23 protein-coding genes are annotated in these 23,321 nt (G+C 39.4%); 17 read left to right on the plus strand and 6 right to left on the minus strand.

All coding sequences use genetic code 11. The features are described 5' to 3' along the window. Positions 1–332: 332 nt before the first annotated feature. The gene (locus tag ACRD64_RS11635) at positions 333–596 is read left to right on the plus strand and encodes a GIY-YIG nuclease family protein (protein WP_430933532.1); all 264 of its coding nucleotides are present in this window, start codon (positions 333–335) and stop codon (positions 594–596) included. Between the two features lie 335 nt (positions 597–931). Here ACRD64_RS11635 and metG read toward each other — a convergent pair whose 3' ends face one another. After that, a complete protein-coding gene (gene metG / locus ACRD64_RS11640; protein ID WP_430933533.1) occupies positions 932–2,968 on the minus strand; it encodes a methionine--tRNA ligase in 2,037 nt (678 codons plus the stop codon). Positions 2,969–3,200: 232 nt separating this feature from the next. Here metG and ACRD64_RS11645 point away from each other — a divergent pair, with 232 nt between their 5' ends. The 4 genes from ACRD64_RS11645 (at position 3,201) to ACRD64_RS11660 (ending at position 5,786) form a co-directional block, all read left to right on the plus strand. Further along, the gene (locus ACRD64_RS11645; RefSeq protein WP_430933534.1) at positions 3,201–4,103 is read left to right on the plus strand and encodes a S66 peptidase family protein; all 903 of its coding nucleotides are present in this window, start codon (positions 3,201–3,203) and stop codon (positions 4,101–4,103) included. Between the two features lie 72 nt (positions 4,104–4,175). Further along, the gene (locus ACRD64_RS11650) at positions 4,176–4,541 is read left to right on the plus strand and encodes a YraN family protein (protein WP_430933535.1); all 366 of its coding nucleotides are present in this window, start codon (positions 4,176–4,178) and stop codon (positions 4,539–4,541) included. Positions 4,542–4,789: 248 nt separating this feature from the next. Further along, positions 4,790–5,143 carry an MmcQ/YjbR family DNA-binding protein gene (locus ACRD64_RS11655; protein ID WP_430933536.1) on the plus strand — a complete coding sequence of 118 codons (354 nt, stop codon included), beginning with the start codon at positions 4,790–4,792 and terminating at the stop codon, positions 5,141–5,143. A gap of 58 nt (positions 5,144–5,201) precedes the next feature. Beyond that, a complete protein-coding gene (locus ACRD64_RS11660; protein WP_430933537.1) occupies positions 5,202–5,786 on the plus strand; it encodes a DUF502 domain-containing protein in 585 nt (194 codons plus the stop codon). A gap of 36 nt (positions 5,787–5,822) precedes the next feature. Here ACRD64_RS11660 and ACRD64_RS11665 read toward each other — a convergent pair whose 3' ends face one another. Together ACRD64_RS11665 and ACRD64_RS11670 are read right to left on the minus strand one after the other, a co-directional pair. Continuing rightward, the gene (locus ACRD64_RS11665; protein WP_430933538.1) at positions 5,823–6,833 is read right to left on the minus strand and encodes an NAD-dependent epimerase/dehydratase family protein; all 1,011 of its coding nucleotides are present in this window, start codon (positions 6,831–6,833) and stop codon (positions 5,823–5,825) included. A gap of 9 nt (positions 6,834–6,842) precedes the next feature. Continuing rightward, positions 6,843–7,250 carry an OsmC family protein gene (locus tag ACRD64_RS11670; protein ID WP_430933539.1) on the minus strand — a complete coding sequence of 136 codons (408 nt, stop codon included), beginning with the start codon at positions 7,248–7,250 and terminating at the stop codon, positions 6,843–6,845. Between the two features lie 238 nt (positions 7,251–7,488). Here ACRD64_RS11670 and ACRD64_RS11675 point away from each other — a divergent pair, with 238 nt between their 5' ends. The 3 genes from ACRD64_RS11675 to ACRD64_RS11685 all read left to right on the plus strand — a co-directional run bounded on the left by ACRD64_RS11675 (position 7,489) and on the right by ACRD64_RS11685 (position 11,047). Then, positions 7,489–8,094 (plus strand): riboflavin synthase, encoded by a 606-nt coding sequence (locus tag ACRD64_RS11675; RefSeq protein WP_430933540.1) that lies wholly within the window; start codon positions 7,489–7,491, stop codon positions 8,092–8,094. Positions 8,095–8,295: 201 nt separating this feature from the next. Further along, the gene (locus ACRD64_RS11680; protein WP_430933541.1) at positions 8,296–10,248 is read left to right on the plus strand and encodes a tetratricopeptide repeat-containing sensor histidine kinase; all 1,953 of its coding nucleotides are present in this window, start codon (positions 8,296–8,298) and stop codon (positions 10,246–10,248) included. A gap of 4 nt (positions 10,249–10,252) precedes the next feature. After that, a complete protein-coding gene (locus ACRD64_RS11685) occupies positions 10,253–11,047 on the plus strand; it encodes a LytR/AlgR family response regulator transcription factor (RefSeq protein WP_430933542.1) in 795 nt (264 codons plus the stop codon). On the opposite strand, the gene ACRD64_RS11690 is transcribed toward ACRD64_RS11685, so the two are convergent. Beyond that, complete coding sequence (locus ACRD64_RS11690; protein WP_430933543.1) at positions 11,040–11,549, minus strand: DNA-3-methyladenine glycosylase; 510 nt, start codon at positions 11,547–11,549, stop codon at positions 11,040–11,042. The genes ACRD64_RS11685 and ACRD64_RS11690 overlap by 8 nt on opposite strands. Positions 11,550–11,584: 35 nt before the next feature. Continuing rightward, on the minus strand, positions 11,585–12,055 hold the full coding sequence (locus ACRD64_RS11695) for a nucleoside deaminase (RefSeq protein ID WP_430933544.1): 471 nt from the start codon (positions 12,053–12,055) through the stop codon (positions 11,585–11,587). A gap of 379 nt (positions 12,056–12,434) precedes the next feature. On the opposite strand from ACRD64_RS11695, the gene rplM reads away from it, so the two are divergent. The 5 genes from rplM (at position 12,435) to ACRD64_RS11720 (ending at position 15,988) form a co-directional block, all read left to right on the plus strand. Next, positions 12,435–12,890: a 50S ribosomal protein L13 gene (rplM, locus tag ACRD64_RS11700; protein WP_430933545.1), complete on the plus strand. Its 456-nt coding sequence runs from the start codon at positions 12,435–12,437 to the stop codon at positions 12,888–12,890. Between the two features lie 5 nt (positions 12,891–12,895). Next, positions 12,896–13,282 (plus strand): 30S ribosomal protein S9, encoded by a 387-nt coding sequence (gene rpsI / locus ACRD64_RS11705; RefSeq protein ID WP_027473237.1) that lies wholly within the window; start codon positions 12,896–12,898, stop codon positions 13,280–13,282. A 176-nt stretch (positions 13,283–13,458) separates the two neighbouring features. Next, complete coding sequence (gene rpsB / locus ACRD64_RS11710) at positions 13,459–14,307, plus strand: 30S ribosomal protein S2 (protein ID WP_430933546.1); 849 nt, start codon at positions 13,459–13,461, stop codon at positions 14,305–14,307. A gap of 26 nt (positions 14,308–14,333) precedes the next feature. Next, positions 14,334–15,158: a translation elongation factor Ts gene (gene tsf, locus ACRD64_RS11715; protein WP_430933547.1), complete on the plus strand. Its 825-nt coding sequence runs from the start codon at positions 14,334–14,336 to the stop codon at positions 15,156–15,158. Between the two features lie 101 nt (positions 15,159–15,259). Then, entirely contained in the window at positions 15,260–15,988 is a 729-nt protein-coding gene (locus ACRD64_RS11720) for a tRNA lysidine(34) synthetase (RefSeq protein ID WP_430933548.1), read from the plus strand. Positions 15,989–16,621: 633 nt separating this feature from the next. On the opposite strand, the gene ACRD64_RS11725 is transcribed toward ACRD64_RS11720, so the two are convergent. Beyond that, the gene (locus ACRD64_RS11725) at positions 16,622–18,175 is read right to left on the minus strand and encodes a glycine--tRNA ligase (protein WP_430933549.1); all 1,554 of its coding nucleotides are present in this window, start codon (positions 18,173–18,175) and stop codon (positions 16,622–16,624) included. Between the two features lie 638 nt (positions 18,176–18,813). Between ACRD64_RS11725 and nadB the strand changes: the two genes are divergently transcribed. The 4 genes from nadB to ACRD64_RS11745 all read left to right on the plus strand — a co-directional run bounded on the left by nadB (position 18,814) and on the right by ACRD64_RS11745 (position 23,087). Continuing rightward, on the plus strand, positions 18,814–20,388 hold the full coding sequence (nadB, locus tag ACRD64_RS11730; protein ID WP_430933550.1) for an L-aspartate oxidase: 1,575 nt from the start codon (positions 18,814–18,816) through the stop codon (positions 20,386–20,388). 87 nt (positions 20,389–20,475) lie between these two features. Beyond that, positions 20,476–21,741 carry a glycosyltransferase gene (locus ACRD64_RS11735; RefSeq protein ID WP_430933551.1) on the plus strand — a complete coding sequence of 422 codons (1,266 nt, stop codon included), beginning with the start codon at positions 20,476–20,478 and terminating at the stop codon, positions 21,739–21,741. Continuing rightward, entirely contained in the window at positions 21,742–22,491 is a 750-nt protein-coding gene (locus ACRD64_RS11740; protein ID WP_430933552.1) for a glycosyltransferase family 2 protein, read from the plus strand. A gap of 215 nt (positions 22,492–22,706) precedes the next feature. Next, positions 22,707–23,087, plus strand: coding sequence for a DUF4890 domain-containing protein (locus ACRD64_RS11745; RefSeq protein WP_430933553.1), 381 nt, complete (start codon positions 22,707–22,709; stop codon positions 23,085–23,087). Positions 23,088–23,321: the final 234 nt, after the last annotated feature.

The following is a 23,321-nucleotide window of genomic DNA, read 5'->3' on the forward strand; positions in this document are numbered from 1 at the left end:
CACAAGGACAGAAAGAAAACTCAAAAACTTAAAGAGTAGGCAAAGAGTGGCCCAATTTATTCGTTCAAACGACTTTGTTATAACATAGCTTTTGGCACATTGCTTTATCGCAACTCAATTTAAGTATAGCGTTTGCGGTGACATACCTTATAACGGTTAGTCAAAAGGTCGGCGGTCCCGAATTTACGAAAACCGTGTTTTCCTGTAAATTCGAGGATCCTCGAAAATACATCAAAACCAAAAGTTTTGGAATTTTCGGGATTCGATTCCGATATTCTCCACATTGAAAACTAAGGCGTTCGGGAGCTTCCATCCTGGGCGCTTTTTTGTTTATGAAATATTGTACTTACATATTGCATTCACAGAAGTTTGACAAGTATTATTACGGTCAGACAGAGGATTTAAGTTCCCGGCTGTTGAAACACAATGGCGGAAAAGTAATTTCAACACGAAGATATGCACCTTGGGTTTTGTTTGCCTACAAAGAGTTTAGCACAAGGTCGGAAGCCACAAGGACAGAAAGAAAACTCAAAAACTTAAAGAGTAGGCAAAGAGTGGCCCAATTTATTCGTTCAAACGACTTTGTCAGAATATAAACAACGCTTCCTGTCATATATCAATACGGAGTCCGCACATGCAAGGAAAAGTCAAAAGGTCGGAATAAATCAAAAAAATATTATAAAGGAATAGTTGCTGCGTAAGAAAATTCAGGCATAAAAAAAAGGATAGATGGAAACATCTATCCTTTACCCTTAAAATCAGCTTTGTTAACCAAATCTAAATCTATGAAAAAAAATCTACATTACAAATGTAGGTCATATTAGCGTGAAGCGATACAAAAAAAAGTTAAACGGTGTTAAATCTCACGTTTTTAGCTGCGTTTTATTCACTATAAATAACTCATGCCTATTTACTACAGGGGGCACCTTTATTACCTTACGCCAGAACCTGGCTTAACCTCTTGTCCTGGTTGAATAAACACCAACTTGCCATCCGCATCTTCAGCCATCAATATCATACCCTGAGATTCTATTCCCCTAATCTTCCTGGGAGCCAGGTTGACCAAGATATTCACTTGTTTGCCAATAATATCCTCAGGGTTAAAAAACTCGGCAATACCTGAAACCACAGTTCTTTTGTCGATTCCTGTATCTATTTCAAGTTTTAAAAGTTTTTTGGTTTTGGCTACCTTCTCGGCACTTAAAATGGTTCCGATACGAATATCCATTTTTGTAAAATCATCAAAGCTGATGTTTTCCTTAGCCGGCTCAACAGTTTTGGCAGCGGCTTCGTTGGCTGTTTTAGTAGCTTCCAGCTTATCCAATTGTTTTTGGATAGTTTCGTCTTCGATCTTGGCAAATAACAGTTCTGGCTTATTTACTTCGTGTCCTTCAGCTAATAAATCTGTTCTACCCAAATCTTCCCAGTTAACACCAAACAGGTTTAGCATGGTTTGCAACTTAACCGCACTAAATGGCAAGAAAGGCTCCATTAAAACAGAAAGGTTTGCAGTTATTTGAAGTGAGATGTGCATAATAGTCTTTACGCGTTCCTCATCCGTTTTTATTACTTTCCAAGGCTCAGTATCTGCCAGGTATTTATTTCCAAGGCGGGCCAGGTTCATCATTTCCTTCACCGCCTCACGGAAACGGAAATGATCTAAGCTCGTTTGAACTTTTTTAACGATTACATCAATCTGAGATAATGTTTCCTTATCAAAATCATCGACGGCGCTACCCATGGCAGGAACCTTACCTTCGTAATACTTATGGGTTAGCACGATGGCCCTGTTCACAAAGTTTCCGAGTATGGCAACCAACTCATTGTTGTTACGAGCCTGAAAATCTTTCCAGGTAAAGTCGTTGTCTTTGGTTTCGGGCGCATTGGCGCAAAGGGTATATCGCAGCACATCTTGCTGGTCTTTAAAATCCTCTAAATACTCGTGCAACCAAACGGCCCAATTGCGTGAGGTCGAAATCTTATCCCCTTCAAGATTTAGAAACTCATTGGCAGGAACATTCTCAGGTAAATTATACGAACCTTCAGCTTTAAGCATGGATGGAAAAACAATACAGTGAAATACAATATTGTCTTTACCAATAAAGTGAAGCAGTCGACTTTCCGGATCTTTCCAGTATTTTTCCCATTCAGGGGTCAACTCTTTGGTGGCCGAAATATATCCGATAGGTGCATCAAACCAAACATAAAGCACTTTGCCATCAGCTCCCTCTAAAGGGACCGGAACACCCCAGTCCAAATCACGGCTCACCGCACGGGGCTGCAACCCATGGTCAATCCACGATTTACACTGTCCGTACACATTGGCTTTCCATTCTTTGTGATCCTCTAAAATCCATTTCTTTAGGAACGGCTCGTGTTTATCCAACGGCAAATACCAGTGCTTGGTTTTTCTGACCACCGGCACACTTCCCGAAATAACCGATACAGGGTTTTTAAGGTCTGTGGCATTTAACGAGCTCCCACAACTTTCACACTGATCGCCATAGGCACCGTCGTTACCACAGCTAGGGCAAGTTCCCGTAATATATCTGTCCGCTAAAAATTGTTTGGCCTCTTCGTCGTAGTACTGATCTGATTCTTTTTCGATAAACTCACCTTTGTCGTACAAAGTCTTAAAGAAGTCAGAAGCCGTTTCGTAATGGGTATCCGATGTGGTTCTGGAATACACATCAAAGGTTACCCCAAAATCCTCAAAGGATTTTTTAATGATACCGTGATACCGGTCTACAATATCCTGTGGTGTCACACCTTCGTTTTTGGCTTTAAGCGTAATAGGCACACCATGCTCATCACTGCCGCCTATCAGCAATACATCCTCACCTTTCATTCGTAAATATCTGGCATAGATGTCAGCAGGGACATAAACTCCGGCCAGGTGACCAATATGCACAGGTCCGTTTGCGTAGGGTAAAGCAGTTGTAATCAGTGTTCTTTTAAAATTATCCATTTCTTAAAGCGCTTATTGCATAATAAAAATAAAAATCCGGCCAAAACAAAGCACGGATTAATCTAAATCAGACATTATTGCGCAAAGATAAGGTTTTGACCACGATTTTACACGAATTTACACGAATTAGTTTCTATGTGATAAAAACGGGTTGTTTTTACTATTTTTGGTTTTTAAGAGGGGGATTAAATATTTTATTATCTCCAATCTAACATCTAAAAGTCTAAAAAAAATGATACATCCTCCTTCTTTAAAAAAAGGTGATACTATTGGCATTGTGGCACCTGCAGGCAGAATCGATTTTAGCACAGTGGAACAAGCTTGCCTCAGAATTGAACAGATGGGCTACAAAACTAAACTTGGCGCACACATCAACAATCATCATTTTAATTTTTCTGCGACAGATGAAAACCGTAAAAATGATTTGCAGCAAATGATGGATGATGATGAGGTAAAGGCCATTTTATGCACAAGGGGTGGCTATGGGACAATCAGGTATGTGAGTGAGTTAGACTTTACCCAAATTAAGGAAAATCCAAAGTGGCTTATAGGTTTTAGCGACATCACGGTTTTACATGCTGCCTTTCAAAAGAATGGACTGGCCTCCATCCATGGACCAATGACAAAAAGTTTTCTGAATTACACGGAGACATCTGCAGATGTTGAAATATTGTTTTCTTTTTTAGAAGGCGAAACACCTCAATACATGATTAACCCTCATCCATACAATAGGTTAGGCGTTGCCAAAGGAGTCTTGGTGGGAGGTAATTTGTCAATCATTCATGCGCTGCGAGGTACACAACTCGATTTTGATCCAAGGGGTAAAGTTCTTTTTATAGAGGATTTGTCCGAATATTTATATCATTTGGATAGAACCATGTTTAACCTTAAGTTGGGAGGGGTTCTTGAGAAGCTGTCCGGATTAATAGTAGGTCAGTTTACCGAAATGAAGGACAATGAAACACCCTTTGGCGAAACTATTGAGGAAATTATTTATAAAAGTGTGTCAGAATATAATTATCCCGTGGCTTTTAATTTTCCTTCGGGTCATATTGAAACCAATTATCCTTTAATTTTTGGTGATGAGGTAGAATTGAACGTAACGGAAAGTGAAGCAAGTTTGATCTCCGTCTAAAAACCTTGTGTCCTGTGCCTCTGTATAAATTGTTGTAAATGTAAATAAATTGTATTTTAATAAACAAAAACCATGGCCGAACATAACGAATTAGGGAAAGAAGGGGAACAGATTGCTGCTCATTACTTAGCCAGCAATGGCTACAAAATATTGGCGCAAAACTGGCGTTATAAACACAAAGAAATTGATTTGATAGCCCAAAAAGATGAACTCTTGATTATAGCCGAAATCAAAACCCGTTCAACTGAAGAGTGGGAACACCCCGAAGAGTCCATAACAAATTCTAAAATCCGTTTCTTAGTGGATGCCACGGAAGCATACATTATGGAAAACGACATTGATTTAGAAGTAAGGTTTGATGTGGTTTCTGTGATACCTGAAAATAAAACCTGGAAGATAAATCACATTGAAGAAGCGTTTTATCCACCTGTAAACTAGCGCCATGTTCATTTTGAGCGGGTCGATCGCGAAGTTGAATAAATAAGAGATATCGCGATTTCTCCCTTTTCAAAATTACATTACCTAATATTCAGTTTCGACGGAAAATGGATCTGTTAATGGCCAATAGCTAAAATATTTTGTTTCACATTTTTCACACACCGTATCCGCCGTTATTTTCATTAAAATATCATAGTGAGAAGCTTATTTTTTTATATTTGAGTCAACCTATGAAAATTTAGTCAACCATGAACATAGAAGAAATACGAGAATACTGCATGTCGAAAAAAGGCACCACCGAGGAACTGCCTTTTGATGAAGTTACTTTGGTGTTTAAAGTGATGGGCAAGATGTACGCGCTTGGAAATTTAGAGGGGGATTTATCTATCAACCTAAAGTGCAACCCGGGAAAAGCCATAGCACTTCGCGAGGAATATGAGTCCATCAACCCCGGTTACCACATGAACAAACAACACTGGAACACTTTAGAAATGGACGGCAGTTTGAAACCAGATTTTGTAAAAGAACTGATTGATCACTCATACGACCTGGTAGTTTCAAAGCTGACCAAAAAGCAAAAGGAGGAACTGGCCAACTTATAATACAAATTAGCACGGATATTATCTTTTGTCCTGACACATACATTTTGATATTTAATTAATGAAAAAGCTGATACGATATTTTCTTCAGGGAATTCTTTATGTAGTTCCTTTGGCGGTGACCATTTATGTTATAGTTATTGCTATTGTATGGATAGACGGATTGCTGATGGACCGTGAATTTTTCCAAAAAGGCTTTTTAGCCAAATACAATTTCCCAGGAGTGGGATTAGCCTTGATATTGATCCTTCTGACACTTATAGGATACATCGGGCAGCGTATGATTTCATCCCCCATCTCGGTTGCTTACGACAGAATGATGAAAAAAGCCCCACTGGTTAAAATGATATATACTTCGGTTAAAGATTTATTGTCTGCCTTTGTAGGCGGGGAGAAGAAATTTAATCAACCCGTAATTGTTAAATTGGACGAAGCAGGGATATTAAATCGTTTCGGATTTATCACCAATACAAAACTTGAGGAGCTAGGGGTAAACGAAATGGTTGGCGTCTATCTCCCCAGCTCATACGGAATGCTTGGAGACCTGTATGTTGTTCCCAAAAAACAAATAACACCTATCGAGGCTAACTCGGCAGAGGTTATGAAGTTTATCGTTTCCGGAGGTGTTTCTAAGGTGAAGAAGTAGAATCGAGGTTTTTTATGATTTGCGCAAAGTATTTAATTAAACGTTTGTATCCAGAAAGTACTGTGTGGTTTCCTTAATGGTATCCTCCATTGGCGTATATTCAAAAGCGACGCAGTCCGAAATCATTTTCCCGGAATATCTGGTAGTTTTTAAAGATGTTCGGGCAGAATCCCTGGTAATCAATGGTTCGGAGCCAAACAGTATGTTTCTTGCCTTTTCAAACTTCCAGGCCCACCCAATCAACCGCTTACCGGCTTTAAACCTCGGCAACTTAACCTGCAGTCCATCTGCCACTTGCTCAAAGAATGACCGGTAAGACAAATTAGCCCCATTTAAAATAAAACGTTCGTTATTTACGTCGCTCTTTATCAGTTTAATCATTGCATCAGCCACATCTCTCACATCAACAAACCCGGTACCGCCGGGTGTATAAAAGTTCAACCCCTCATAAACGGTTTTTATAATTTTAGGGCTCCCCTGTCCCCAGTCGCCGGGGCCAATAATTACCGACGGGTTTACAATGATGGCATTTAATCCTTCTTTGGTGGCTCTCCACACCTCCATCTCGGCCCTAAATTTACTTATGCTATAGGCAGAATGGTCTCTACCTCCCTGCCAATAGGAAAATTCATCGATCATTTCCCCATTTTTGGAGTTTCCCAATGTGGCCACGGAGCTTACAAAGCAGAATTTCTTTATGTTTTTATCCACACAAATATTAACAAGATTTGCCGTACCTTCCTCATTTACATCCATCATCTCATCCTTTAACGAAGGATTAAAAGAAACCAGCGCTCCGGTATGATAGACTACCTCAATATTGTCTAAAGCCGTTTCTAATGATTCATAGTCCAGAAGATCGCCATCTATCCATTCTATTTTATGGAATAGTTTTTTTCCAGACTCCCCATAAAAATTAAATACAAATCGGGTCTTTTCAACATCTGAAGTGATTCGTTTTAAAGCCCGAACTTGTTCACCATCCACCAACAAATGATATAATAAGTGCGCCCCAACTAAACCAGTACCTCCTGTTACTAAAATCATATCAACTATCTACCAATTAAATTTTATGGTTTGTTTAAGATCGGCATGAACACTTAAAGGCACCGGACTTTTTCCTGCCACACTTTCAATAAGTTGTTTCTGTTCGTCACTATAACCTTTATCGGGAAATTTAAAATTTAAAACAACCTCTGCAACCCTGCGCGGATCCGCGGCCATTATTTTTGTAATTTCCAACTGCGTTCCTTCAATATCAATATTGTTATCCATGGCCTTAATGCCCATAATAGTCATGATACAATTACCCAGTGAAGTTGCCAACAGGTCGGTTGGAGAAAAAGCTTCGCCCTTTCCCCTATTGTCCGTTGGGGCATCGGTAATTATTTTAGCCCCCGACTGAAGATGCGTGTTTTCCGTCCTCAGGTTTCCTAAATAAGTGGTTTTAACAGTAATGCTCATGACCTACAGCTTTGATTTACATATAAACATCAAAGAAACAAAAAATACCCATTCGTTTAATCTTTACCGGTCAAAATATCTTGGAACGCTTGCAAAGACATACCTATTCCTTCGCTATAAACAGTTTGACAATCTTGGAATTCATGCCAAAATGATGTCACCTTTTTTAGGTACATGTATAATTCGGTAAATAGTATTAATTTTGCACCGTTTAGATAAAACTTAAAAAATTAAAGATATGTTTTCAGGAATTGTTGAAGAGGCGGCAGTCATTGTTGGCCTGGAAAAAGAACAAAGCAACTTACATATTACCATGGAATGTTCGTTTGTGGATGAGTTAAAAATCGATCAGAGCATTGCTCACAACGGAGTTTGCTTAACTGTGGTAAAAAAAACCGATAAAACCTATACGGTAACTGCAATTCAGGAAACACTTGACAAGTCGAACTTAGGTGTATTGAAAATTGGCGACAAAGTTAACCTGGAGAGAAGCATGATCATGAACGGCCGTTTGGACGGGCACATTGTACAAGGCCATGTAGATCAAACCGCCAAATGCATTGAGGTAAAGGAAGCAGACGGAAGCTGGTATTACACCTTCCAGTACGATATTAACAAAGAAAAAGCTGCCCAAGGCTATATGACGGTGGAAAAAGGTTCTGTAACCGTAAACGGAGTTAGCTTAACGGTAGTCAATAGCAAAGACGACAGGTTCTCTGTGGCTATAATTCCATACACACACGACTTTACAAATTTTCATCAAATCGAGGAGGGCAGCATAATTAACATTGAGTTTGATATACTTGGCAAATACATTAGCCGAATAATGGCGCTCAAAAACTAATTGAGAACAACAAGAACTATAAGCCTCGCTAACACGGGGCTTTCCTTGAAGCTTTTTCCATTCCCGCCATATTCCTGTTAATAACTCGTTAATAAAAGTGCACGGCTCAACCCATTGGTTGTGAGTATATTTTAATACATTTAGCAAAAACATTATATTCTCTTGATCAAGCTCTCCCACATATGGCTACTATTGTTTGTTTTGGCTGCATGTACCAGCAAAAACAGCGACATTCAAGAAATAATACTTGAGGAAGTACCTTTGTCGATAAGAGAAACAGATTCCATTGTAGTCGCCAACTTGATAAACCAGTCTCAGACTTATTACAACAATAACATTACTACCGCCACAGCATTTGACGAATACCTGAAAGAAGCAGAAGACATTGCCTTAAAAAATAATTTTAAGGTACCGCTCTCCAACATCTATCATCTGGTCAGCAAAAGACACCGGAACAGATCAGAGTACGGTATTGCAATTCAGTATGCAACCAAAGCTTTGGATCTGGGCAAAGAGATAAATGACCAATCGCTTTTGTCCAATTACCTTAACATGGCAGCTGTTATTTACAGGAGGGTTGACGAAAATAGCCAAGCCATGGAATTGCACATGCAGGCATTGGAGATAGCGGAATCGATAAATGATTCTTTTCAGGTGGGTATTGCCTATAACGGAGTAGGAAACGTTTATTTAGGACTTGCCAGGTTCCGTGCCGCAATGCAATATTTTAAAAAGTCGTTTGAAATAGCAGAAGTGAGAGGCAATGTGCTGGGACAAGCCATTAATGCCAACAATATTGGTGAGGCGCTAAAAAACCTGGGTCAACTGGATTCTGCACTGGTATATTTTTATCAATCACTAGATTACAACACCCAAATTGACTCAGAAGTGGGGCAAGCCATTTGTTACAACAGCATTGGAGATACCTATCGGCTAAAAAAAGACTATACGCAAGCACTAAAATATTTAAAACGGGCTTTAGTTTTAAACGAAAAAACACGAGACCGAATAAATGTTTCATCGAGCTATACCATATTAGGGGAGACGTACCTGCAGGTATATGATTACGACAATGCAATTACAAACCTTAAAGAAGGACTTGCTATTGCAGAAGACATTGGCTCAAAATACCAGATTGAAATTTGCGCAAGGCTCTTGGCAGATGCATACGAGAAAGTCAATAACCTTAAAGCATCACTTGCCTACCTAAAAATATCCCAAGCATACAAAGACAGTATCTTTAACGAAGAAAACCTTAGGCATATTGAAGTAATGACGGCTAAAAACGAAGCCGACAGGGCCAAATCGCAAATTCAGCAATTACATAGCGAAACCAACTTACAAAAGGAATTAATTTCGCAACAAAAAAAGGCGATTATATATTTTGCTTTTTTCATAATAGCACTAATAGCAGCAACAGTTTTAATATACCGTCAGACCAGATTAAAAGAAGGCTACAAGAGCATCCTGATGCAACAGCGTCTGTTACGTTCACAAATGAACCCCCATTTCATATTCAATGCACTGAGTGCAATACAAGTTTTTATACTAGAAAATGACATGGAGAATTCATCCAGGTTCCTGTCAGATTTCGCCAGGTTAATGAGGCAGGTATTACGCAGTTCGCAAAGGGAATACGTAACCCTTGAGGAAGAAACGGGTATGCTAAACTATTATTTAAAGCTTCAACAACTGCGCTTTGTGCAACCTTTTTCGTACAACATAAAATTCGACAAAGAGATAGACCCAAAAAACACCCTTATTCCCCCAATGATAACGCAACCTTTTGTTGAAAATGCGGTGGAACATGGTTTAAAATCATTAGAAAAAAATGGATTGGTCGAAATTCGCTTTTCGATTAAAAAAAATAATTTACTTATTGAGATTGAAGACAATGGCATAGGACTTGCCGGTTCGAAGATGGCCAAAGAAAATGGAGTCAAACACGAATCTATGGCTGTTCAAATTACCAACGAAAGACTTCAAGTAATAGAAAAAGTGACCAAAAGGCCAACATCGTTTGTAATGATAGACCAGCACATGGTCACCGCGGATAAGAGTGGGGTGCTCATCAAGATTGAGATACCAATAATAAAACCTGATTCAGAATTTAATTCAGAAAATAAAAAAACGGTAAAACTCTATAAGAATTGACGTCATGAAGAAAGTTAAGGTGCTAATAGCCGATGATGATTTCAGAGTGCGCGATGCGATTGAAAGAATACTGGCTCAGAACTTCACCTCTATTGATATTGTGGCTTTGTCGGACACCGTGAACAATACAGTAGACTCCCTATATCGCGTCAAGCCCCATATTGCCATCCTTAACATTCACCTTATTGGTGGCACCGCCTTGGACGTCATAAAAAAAAGTTCCGACCTTGACTACAAGGTGATATTTATGTCGACATACCAGGAATACGCATTGGAAGATATCCGCTTTGCTTCCATAGATTTTATTTACAAGCCGCTAGACATTAGCGAATTCATAGTAACCGTTGATCAGGTAATTTCGAGCTTGGTTGAAGAAGGATACCACAAGAAGATCCAAACCCTATTTACCAATACCAAAATAGGCCATCATCAAAAGCAAATTATATTAAAAAGTTCCGATAGGATAACTTCCGTATCAATATCGGACATTATTTGCGGAGAATCGTTATACGGTAAATCAAAGTTTCATTTCGCTTCCCAAAAAGCTATCGAAACCTCCAAGCCTTTGCGAAGATACGAAGCCATGCTCCAATCGTATATGTTTTACAGGTGTCACATGCAATTTATGGTAAACCTGAACCATGTACGAAAAGTTGATTTCGCCTCCCAAACCGTCCTAATGAGCAATGGCATGGCCATACCGGCGGATACCAGACGCATTGATGGACTTAAGCAGAAACTACAGCGTTTAGTGGCCAAAGACCTGTCTTTAACCACTTCGTACAGAATGGCTAAATAAAGAACCGCCACGGTTTGTTCGCCCAAAATTCACCGGCATAATCAATTCCAATTCTTTTTGAAACCCGAATAACAACAGATTGCACATCCGGTTCTTTCTCCACCCAAATCCTATCAGATTTCATTAAGTCTTCACCATAAAAACTCTTGTCTAACCGCAATACCTTCCCTACCCTTCCCGGTCCCGTAACATTTTCAATGCTTCTTATCAACACCGCTTGCGGATGATCTGCCTTTCCACTCACGAAATTCAGCATCCAATACATACCATATATCAGATATACATAAACCCTACCCCCTTCTTTATACATTACCTCGGTACGCCTGGTCCTCCCCTTGCTGGCATGGCAAGCCAAATCCTCCGCTCCGCAATATGCTTCAACCTCCGTAATCTTTGCACGCAACTCGGTCCCATCCCCAAATCTCCTGACCAAGGTCTTTCCCAACATATCCTTTGCCAGTGCTACGGCATCCTTGCTATAATATTCTTTACCCAACCTCATTCCAATCCTTACTAAACTACAAATCGCTTAGACTATTAATATTCAGTCTTATCGTTTTTACCATCCCACAATCGGAACGCGGTCAAAGCATCGTCTCTCATCAGCTGGATTGCAGAAAGCTGACGTTTGCTCATCGGTTTATCGATTTCCTGGTAGATAAAATCATCATTGAAGCCAATGCTGTCCGCATCCTTTTTGGTGTTCCCATAATACATTTTTTCTATTCTGGCCCAATAAATCGCCCCGAGACACATAGGACAAGGCTCGCATGATGTATAAATGGTACAGCCCGACAAATCAAACCTGTTCAGTTTTCTGGCTGCATTTCTAATAGCCGTTACTTCGGCATGCGCAGTAGGATCATTGCTCGTAGATACTTGATTGAACCCTTCCCCAACTATTTCCCCATCTTTTACTATCACCGCACCAAAGGGACCTCCGCCACCATTCACGTTGTTAATGGAGAGTTCAATGGCACGAGCCATAAATTTATTGTGTTCGCTCATTATTAAAAATTAAGTTCGAAGGTAAATATAGCTATATCGAAATAAATTATTGAAGTTTCAACCCACATATGCAACAATTCCTGGCGATCATTAACCAAAGTTTCATAACTATAAGATAACCAGCCGGCTTACTTTTTTATTCTCCATCACGAAACTCATGCATGTTTTTAAAAAAAAGTTGGGTTAAAAGAAAAATAAACTGTACTTTTGCGGCCGATTATTATTCGTGCCGAACAGTTTAAAACAATATAACTGAACAACTTAAGCGTATACCTTCGATGGGAAGTAGGTATCCATAGGTTTGAAAGCTAGATTGTTACACTGTTTGAAACTGTATTTTTGTAATAATTTTTAGTTTAATTTTTTAACAGAGAAGACTGTGAATACTTTAAGTTACAAAACAGTATCGGCAAACAAAGCAACCGCCAACAAAGAGTGGGTTGTAGTAGATGCGGCAGACATGGTTGTAGGTCGTTTGGCTTCAAAAGTAGCAAAATTGCTACGCGGCAAATACAAGCCAAACTATACACCACATGTCGATTGTGGAGATAATGTTATTATTATCAACGCAGACAAGGTTCGTTTGACTGGAAACAAGTGGGAAGGAAGAACTTTCTTTTATCACTCAGGTTTTCCTGGGGGACGTACAGATGTAACACCTGCACAATTGTTTGCAAAAAGTCCTGAGAGACTTGTAGAGAGAGCTGTAAAAGGCATGTTGCCAAAAACTCGTTTGGGTCGTCAGCTATTCAGCAATTTATTTGTATATGCTGGAGCAGAACACAAACAAGAAGCGCAAAAGCCAAAAACAATTGATTTAAACTTATATAAGTAATGAGTATGGAAGTGATAAACGCAATTGGTAGAAGAAAAGCTGCTGTGGCTCGTATTTATTTGGGTGAAGGTAAAGGACAAATTACTGTCAACAAGCGTGATCTTAAAGATTACTTTCCATCACCTATCCTACAATATATCGTAACTCAACCTTTAGGAACTTTAGGTGTAACTGAGAATTATGATATTAAGGTGAATATATATGGCGGTGGCATCAAAGGCCAGGCGGAAGCTATTAGATTGGCTATTTCGCGTGCACTAGTGAAAATTGACGAAGAAAATAAACCAGCTTTAAAAGCACAAGGATTTATGACTCGCGACGCAAGAGTTGTTGAGCGTAAAAAACCAGGTCAGCCTAAAGCTCGTAAGAAATTTCAATTTAGTAAGCGTTAATATTTTTCGGGTGCGTTTAGTATCTAAACTGCTAGGACCCTCTCTTGAGTTGAAAGTTGTATAGTTTAAAGTACGCTGTGTACTTTATTAACTTATTACATTATAAACTGACAGACTAAAGTTGGCTACTTAGCGGTTGATATTTAAAGAATGTAAACGACATTAAAAAAGAAAAAATGGCAAGAACAAATTTCGATGAATTATTAGAGGCCGGTGTACATTTCGGTCACTTAAAAAGAAAGTGGAACCCAGCAATGGCTCCTTATATTTTTATGGAGCGCAACGGTATCCACATTATCGATCTTCATAAAACAGTTGCTAAAATTGAAGAAGCAGCTGACGCATTAAAACAGATTGCAAGATCTGGACGAAAAATTTTATTTGTAGCTACTAAAAAGCAAGCAAAAGAAATTATTGCTGAGAAAATGAAAGGTATTAACATGCCTTACGTGGTTGAGCGTTGGTCGGGCGGTATGCTTACCAACTTCCCTACAATCCGTAAAGCAGTTAAGAAAATGGGTTCTATCGATAAAATGATGGCTGACCCAACAGCTTGGAAAAACCTTTCGAAAAGAGAGCGCTTACAAATTACTCGTCAGAGAGCGAAGTTAGAGAAAACATTGGGAAGTATTGCTGACCTTACTCGTCTGCCTGCTGCCATGTTCGTTATCGATGTAATGAAAGAGCACATCGCGGTTCGCGAGGCCAAGAAGCTGAATATTCCTGTTTTCGGTGTGGTGGATACAAATTCTGACCCATCCGATTTGGATTTCATAATTCCAGCTAACGATGACGCCACAAAGTCTATCGAATTAATCACAGACATCATGGTTAAGGCCATTGAAGAAGGATTGAGCGAAAGAAAAGTAGACCGCGAAGCTGAGGCAGCCGCCAAAAAAGATAGACCTGCTAAAAAAGAAGCAGCTAAAAAAGTTGAGGTTGCCGAAAAAAAAGCAGCTAAAAAAGTTGAGGTTGCTGAAAAGCAAGCACCTGAAGAACCAAAAGAAGAAGGTAAAACTGAATAATTTAACCATCTAAATTAGATATTATCATGGCGATTAAAGCTGCTGACGTAAGCAAACTCAGAAAAATGACCGGAGCCGGTATGATGGACTGTAAAAAGGCATTAACCGAAACTGATGGCGATTTCGACGCTGCTGTTGAAATCATCCGTAAAAAAGGTCAGGCAATGGCTAATAAACGTGCCGATCGTGAAACTACAGAAGGTTCTTCAAGGGCTTTGGTAAGCGCTGACGGTAAAAAAGGTGCTGTTTTAATTTTAAAATGCGAAACAGACTTCGTCGGTAAAAACGAAAGCTTCGTTGCATTAGCTGATTCTATACTTGAAACAGCGCTTAACAGCGATGTTACAACCAAGCAAGAAATTCTTGAACTGGAAATTAACGGCGTAACCGTTAAGGATGTAATCACCGAGCAGATTGGTGTTATCGGTGAAAAAATCGAGGTGGAAGATTATGCTACTATTTCTGCCGAAAAAGTAATTTCTTATATTCACCCCGGTAGCCAGCTTTCTGTAATTGTAGGTTTTAACCAGACTGATTTTGATGAGCAGGCCGGTAAAGATGTAGCAATGCAAGTTGCCGCTATGGCTCCTGTAGGTGTAGACAAAAATTCTGTTCCTGCTGATATTGTTGAGCAAGAACTAAGAATTGGTAGAGAGAAAGCAAAAGAAGAAGGTAAGCCTGAAGCTATGCTTGATAAAATTGCACAAGGACGTTTAGGTAAATTCTACAAAGAATCTACTTTGCTGGAGCAAGCTTTTGTTAAAGATAACAAAAAGTCTATCAAGCAATATCTTACAGAAACCAGCAATGGCTTAACGGTAACTGAGTTTAAGCGTTTTTCACTAAGCTAATAGTTTTACGCTATTAAATTATATAATCCCGGCCTGCATGCAGCGCCGGGATTTTTTTTTGATTGCTAATTACGCTAATTTTATTAACGAATTGGTATTTAATGAATAAATCAGATAAAAACTTTCTCCGTAAAGTCATAAACCTGTCTGGCAAAGCCATCAACCAATATAAAATGGTGGAAGGCAATGATAAAATTCTTGTTGCTGTTTCCGGGGGCAAGGATTCCTTGGCATTGTTGGATATCCTTGCCGAAAGAAGGAAGTTTTTACCCATCGATTACGAGCTTCATGCCATACATATTGTTACCGATGATGTGCCCTACGAAATAGACAGGGAATTTCTGTCCCGTTTTTGCGAAGTGCGCCATGTCACTCTCCATGTCAGAACCACACATGCCGGCATTGAAGAAAAACCAGACAAAAAACCCTGCTTTACATGCTCGTGGAACCGAAGAAAAGAGCTCTTCGACTTCGCACAAAAAAACGGCTTTAAAAAGGTGGCTTTCGGCCACCATCTGGATGATGCCATTGAAACCTTAATGATGAATATGTTGATGCACGGAAATATATCTTCTATTCCGGGCAAACTTTCCATGTTCGACGGCAATATTGAAGTTATTCGTCCCTTGATATTACTCACCAACAATGAGATGAAGGAATATGCCCGGATAAAGCAGTTCGTATCGCTTAAAAAGGAATGTCCTTACGAAGACCATACGCTCCGAAATACTACCCGCCAAATGATCAATCAATTCGAGAAATTGAACCCTCAGGCAAAAATAAACCTTTTTAAAAGCATGGGGAATATTGATGAGGAGTATCTACCATAAAACATCGATAACTTGATACATGAAATTAAACATTGCGAAAAAGTTCCTTAACGCTGGAGGCAAAGTTTGTGTGCGTGTGTTATTGCAGTTGATGAAGGAAGGAATGCTTCGTTTTAACTCATGTGGATTATCGGGTTGCTGCTCATGATACGAAGAGAAAACGGTAAAGAATGACAACAGTTATATCCAATTTAATAAGATTCCGGTAGAGCTTAATTCAATAAATTTGAATACGATACCCAATGTAACTTGTGATGATATGTGGATGGGCTGGGGCGTTATTCCTATTTTATTGCCCGCACCAGCAGCGTTAACTAAAGCCACAAAACTTTATCGGATAATGATACCATATTGTGTGGAAAGCAGTCTTTAAAAAGACTCCCATAGCTAGAAAACGCAAATAGCAGGATGAATCGGCGAAAAGTTGACCAAGGTGCATCATTTAAAGGTATATGGGGGTCTTTCTTTACTCAACATCAAATGAAAGAAGAAGCAAGTTTACAGGTCTTACAGTAGATTATATGAGTAAAAAAGACTGCAGCCATCCTGCGTTTTGTATTTAAAACAATCCTGGCTAAAAAAAGGCAGCCCAATGGACTGCCTTAATACTTTCAACTTGGAACTATACTCTAATTATACCAGCTCCTTAAACAAGTTTTTCATACTTACTTTTTCTTCAAGTATTTTTTCTAAATCTGCTATAACAATACGTTCCTGCTCCATCGTGTCGCGATAACGGATGGTAACCGTATTATCCTCCAAAGTTTGGTGGTCAACAGTAATACAAAAAGGTGTTCCGATAGCATCCTGACGGCGGTATCGCTTACCGATACTGTCTTTCTCGTCGTATTGTAAGTTGTAGTCGAACTTCAAAGTATTCACAATCTCACGGGCTTTCTCTGGCAGACCGGCTTTCTTTAATAAAGGTAGTACTGCCATTTTAACCGGAGCCAAAGCTGCTGGCAACTTAAGCATTACACGGGTTTCCTTTTTGCCTTTGGCATCTTCAACCTCATCTTCTGTATAGGCACCTGCCATAATGCTTAGGAACATTCTATCAACCCCAATGGATGTTTCTACCACATAAGGAACATAGTTCTTGTTTAATTCAGGATCGAAATATTGAAGTTTTTTGCCCGAATATTCCTGATGCTGCGATAAATCAAAATCGGTACGCGAGTGGATTCCTTCCACTTCTTTAAAGCCGAACGGCATACGGTACTCAATATCTGTGGCGGCATTGGCATAGTGGGCCAGTTTCTCGTGGTCGTGGTAGCGATAGTTTTCATCACCCATACCCAGCGACTTATGCCACTTCATGCGGAAATCTTTCCAATACTCGAACCATTTCATTTCATCACCGGGACGAACAAAAAATTGCATCTCCATTTGCTCAAATTCGCGCATGCGGAAGATAAACTGTCGGGCCACTATCTCGTTACGGAATGCCTTACCAATTTGGGCAATCCCAAAAGGAATCTTCATACGACCCGTTTTTTGCACATTCAGGAAGTTCACAAAAATACCTTGTGCAGTTTCCGGCCGAAGATAAATTTTGCTGGCTCCATCCGCAGTAGAACCCATTTCGGTTCCAAACATCAGGTTAAACTGGCGAACATCCGTCCAGTTTTTTGTTCCGGAGATCGGGCAAACCACTTCGTAATCGATAATGATCTGCTTTAGATCATCCAGATCATTATCGTTTAGCGCTTTGCTAAAACGAGAATGTATGGTATTTATTTTTTCCTGGTTGGATAAAACCCGAGGATTGGTCGTCTTAAATTGTTCCTCGTCAAAAGACTCTCCAAAACGTTTTTTAGCCTTGGTAACTTCTTTTTCTATCTTGCCTTCAAATTTTTGGATCAAATCCTCAATCAACACATCGGCACGGTAGCGTTTTTTACTGTCTTTGTTGTCAATCAAAGGATCGTTAAAGGCATCCACGTGTCCAGATGCTTTCCAGGTGGTCGGGTGCATAAAAATAGCGGAATCCAGTCCCACCACATTTTCGTTTAACTTTACCATGGCATCGTACCAGTACTTTTTAATGTTGTTTTTTAATTCAACACCAAGCTGACCATAATCATAAACCGCTCCCAATCCGTCGTAAATCTCACTCGATTGAAAAACAAACCCGTACTCTTTGCAGTGGGCTACTAATTTTTTAAAAACATCTTCCTGAGCCATATTGTACACTTAATTTTTTACTACCCTTATAATGCCGATGCAGCTTTATTTTCAAATACAAAACTGAGCAGTAGTATTTGCAATAATAAATCACAACCGGTATTATTCGATTATAGATGATTTGATTATAAATGTAGAGTCGCGCCTGTCTGCGGACAGGGAATTGACATCTCATCGCTTATATATATTTGGCGAGAAGATAACACGTCGAGACTCCTTCTACTATCGTTATATGTTAATTCAGTTTTTAAACCAAGCACCCTGCGTAAAATATTGAAATAAGGCGCTTTGGTTTATCAGACTGCAAAAATAAACCAAAATTCTTTTTTTCCGAATTAATCCGTAACTATAAATAAGAAATGATTAAAGCATAATTCCACAGCAGAGGAGTCGCCTTGCTTGAATAGTAACAAGATAACCTTCGGTGGGCATTAATTTCTCAAGCTCTGGTTTTTAAAGGTTATTAAAAACAATACCACAGTGATTTTAAGCATCTTGCAAATCAGTCTCCTATCTATTGTCTAAATATCTAATAATCTATTGTTAATAAGACTATTGAAATAGCTATATTTGTTTTTGCAATAATTTAACAATAGTGTCAATTCGCGGCACTTGGAGAGGAAAAACAATATTTTAGGATGAGAAAGAAAGTGGACTTTCTGGTAATAGGTTCCGGAATCGCAGGTTTAAGCTTTGCGCTAAAAGTAGCACCTTACGGCAAAGTATTAGTCATTAGCAAAACTAAATTAGCAGAAACCAATACGGCCTACGCACAGGGCGGCATTGCTGCTGTTACATACAAACCCGATGACTTTACAAAGCATATTGAGGACACCATGGTGGCAGGCGATCAGCTCTCCGACCCGGAAGCCGTTAAAATGGTTGTCGAAAATGCGCCTGAGCAGATTAATCAGCTGATTGACTGGGGCACACACTTCAATAAAACCAAAGAAGGCAAGTATGATTTACATAAAGAGGGTGGCCATTCGGAGTTCCGCATCCTTCATCATCTCGACAATACCGGATTTGAAATTCAGCGTGCCTTAATCGAATCCGCTAATCAAAATGACAACATTGAATTTGCCGAAGATTTTTATGCCGTAGATATCATCACCCAGCATCACCTGGGCGAAATAACTTACCGTTGGCGCACCGACGTAGAATGTTACGGTGCCTATGTTCTCAACCAAAAAACGGGAAAGGTAGATACCATTCTATCTAAAATAATTATGATGGCAACCGGAGGTATTGGTAATATTTATCAAACCACCACCAACCCGACTATTGCAACCGGGGATGGGATTGCCATGGTGTACCGTGCTAAAGGGATTATCGAAAATATGGAATTTGTGCAGTTTCACCCCACTTCATTGTACAACCCCAAAGATCGCCCTTCCTTTTTAATTACAGAGGCCATGCGGGGTTATGGTGCTATCCTAAAACGAAGGGATGGCGTACCATTTATGGAAAAATATGACAAGAGAGGTAATCTGGCCCCCAGGGATATCGTTGCCCGGGCCATTGATAACGAAATGAAAAACACCGGTGAAGACTATGTATATCTCGATGTTACACATAAAGATGCGGAAGAAACCAAGAAACATTTCCCAACCATATACCATAAATGCCTGGAAGTTGGAGTCGACATTACCAAGGAAATGATTCCTGTTGTTCCTGCTGCCCATTATTTGTGTGGCGGAATAAAAGTAGACCTAAAGGGACGCAGCTCTATTGTCAACCTATATGCTGCGGGAGAATGCTCTTCTACAGGCCTACACGGCGCAAACCGTTTGGCGAGCAACTCTTTGCTCGAAGCTATCGTATACGCCGATGTGGCCGCTAAAGATGCGATTGGAACAGTCAAGGAGATTAAGCACAACTCCAGGATTCCCAGTTGGAACGATGAAGGGACCACCCACAACGAAGAGATGGTTTTGATTACCCAGACCAACAAAGAGGTGGAGCAGATAATGAGTAATTATGTAGGTATTGTTCGCTCTAACTTGCGTTTGAAAAGGGCATTGGACAGACTTGAACTGATATATCGCGAAACAGAAAGTCTTTTCGACGATTCCATAGTTACCAAAGAGTTGTGCGAGTTGCGTAATAAAATAAATGTTGGCTATTTAATTATACGAATGGCTATGAAACGCAAAGAGAGTCGAGGATTACACTACACACTTGACCATAATAAGCTTCGAACCAAAAGATAACTATTGATTGTTTTATCAGCAACAAAACAAATTTGTTTTTAAACTGGATGTCGTTCCATCAATATATTTGAAAGGAAACCTTGTGCCATGAAAGTTTTAATTATTAATAAATCCTTGACAAACGGAGGCGCTGCCATAGCTGCCACCAGGCTATTTAATGCGTTAAAAGAGAGTGGTACAAAAGTAAAAATGCTGGTGGAAGATACGGTTGAAGAAACGGATGATGTAAAATGCTTAACCAACTCAAAAAAAGCTAAAAAGAAAGCTTTCGGTAGATTTGTAATGGAAAGACTTCGGTTTCTGCCTCACGAAAAAAACAAAACGGTAAGGTATAGGTTTTCGCCCGCCACATCGGGAATCGATATCAGCAAACATCCTTTGGTGCTAGACGCCGATATTATCCATATGCATTGGGTTAACCAAGGATTCTTATCGTTACAAACGATAAAGAAACTATTTAAACTGAACAAAAAAATAGTCTGGACATTGCACGACATGTGGCCATTTACGGGAGGCTGCCACTATGCAGGCCCATGTGAAAACTATATGGGCAGCTGCGGAAACTGTCCTTTTTTAAGGCGTCCGGGCAAAAAGGATCTCTCGAACAAGATCATTCGCGAAAAAAAGAAAATTTGGGATAACACAAAAATAAATGCGGTTGCTTGTAGCAAATGGATGGAAAGAACTGCTCAAAAAAGCACCTTACTGCAAAAGCATAATGTAATTAGCATACCCAACCCGATCGACTCAAGGGTATTTACGCCATTAAACACGAAACAATGCAGGGAAGAATTTGGACTGCCGCTGGATAAAAAGCTTTTGTTATTTGGTGCGGTAAATATTAATGATCCCAGAAAAGGTGCCAAACAATTGGCACAAGCACTTGACTTTTTGAATATCAGACATCCAAACTTAACAAAGGAACTTGAGCTGGTTGTTTTTGGAAAGTGTAAAACACAAGAGATGAACATGCTGCCGTACAAATGGCATAAAATTGATTTTATATCCGGCCAAAATAAAATGGCTAAACTGTATAACTGCGCCGATGCCTTTGTCTTACCTTCGTTGGAGGATAATTTACCCAATACGGTGATGGAATCGTTGGCCTGTGGGGTACCTGTTGTTGCGTTTAGCATTGGGGGCGTACCCGAAATGATTCAACATAAAGAAACCGGATATGTAGTATCGGCAAACAACTGCAATGATTTGGGCATTGGAATTCATCATGTGTTATATGAGAACAATCCCGATTTATTTAAATTCTCGGCAACCAAATTTGTAAAAGATAAATATTCCAATAAGGAGGTTGCCAGGCAATACAACGAATTGTATTCATCTCTTGTTAGCAAATAAATGACCTCTAATCCTAAAATTTCTATCATTACAGTTGTCTATAACGGTGAACCTACCCTTGAAGCGACTATTAAAAGCATTGGAAAACAAAGCTATAAAAACATTGAGTATATAGTTATCGATGGATTTTCAAAGGATTTAACGGTTGACATCATCAAAAAATATGACGAGGTTATTACCTATTGGATAAGCGAACCCGATAAGGGTATTTACGATGCCATGAACAAAGGCATAGATATGGCCACCGGCGACTATCTTTGGTTTATGAATTCAGGTGACGAGATATATGACGGCACAACGCTTGAAAAAACGGTTGCCACATGGCCAAATGCCGATATTTATTATGGCGAAACAGTGATGATAGATAACAATGGCCATGAAATAGGTGACCGTCGCTTAAAAACTCCAGTATCACTTAATTGGAAGAGTTTTAAAAAAGGAATGTTGGTTAGCCATCAATCTTTTATCGTTAAAAAAAGCCTGGTGGGTCATTTCAACCTCGGGTATCAATTCTCGGCCGATTTTGAATGGTGCCTCAAAGCCATGAAAAAGGCGCAAAATATCTGCAATACCAACCTTGTTATGTCCAAATTCCTGGATGGGGGGGTTACCAAACAAAACATTGTTCCCGGCCTAAAAGAACGTTTTAAAATCATGGTTCAACATTATGGCTTGCTTTCTACTTTGTATCACCATATTTTTATCTCCCTTAAGTTTTTCGTTTTCTTGTTAAAACATAAACGGTTTTAAATAAACATGAATTAAACGATTTGCTTGGCAAATATTTTATTCATTTATCCACAAATTTCTCAGGTTATCCCTATATCAAAACCTGCTCATCCATGCCCGTTTTAATTTGTAAAATCTGTGGACAGTTTTTTTATGAGGGGTATTTTCTTTTCTGTCGTCTAACACAGTAAATGATCATTAAAGAAATAAATTATTCACTAAAAAATTTATACACCATGAAAAATTTAATATTTAGCCTCGTTGCAATATTCGCAATCACATTCTCATTAGAAGCCCAACGTCCACAAAGAGGAAACATGGGCACTCCCGAAGATATGGCCAAAAAACAAACTGAACGTATGAAGGAAGATTTGGGCTTAACTGACAAACAAACCACTAAAATCCAATCCATCAACTTAAAGTATGCCAATAAGCAACAGGAACTTAGAAAAAATGCCTCAGGAGACAGAGAGGCGATGCGTGAAAGCATGAAGACTATACGTGACGAAAGAATGACAGAGCTAAAAAAAGTTCTAACAGAGGAACAAGTTGAAAAACTGGTGGCTCAGGAAAAAGAAAGGATGCAAAACCGTGGACAGGGGCAAGGACGTAAATAAGACATTCGGTTAGGGCAATAACTATTCGCTCGCAGCCCAAGACTGCTAGGCGGGCGTGCTGTTTTATTTTCGGATTTTTGATTTGATTGAAGAGGCTGTCTTTTATGAGACAGCCTCTTCTCGATTAATCACGTTTTATTTGAAAAAATCAAAACAGAGTTACCCAAAATAATTTACATCATTTATTGTTTTTCCAGTGCAAGTATCAGGTCGGTTCTTGCAATATTTCTTACG

The organism is Saccharicrinis sp. 156, from assembly GCF_050589685.1.
Lineage (GTDB): Bacteria > Bacteroidota > Bacteroidia > Bacteroidales > Marinilabiliaceae > Saccharicrinis.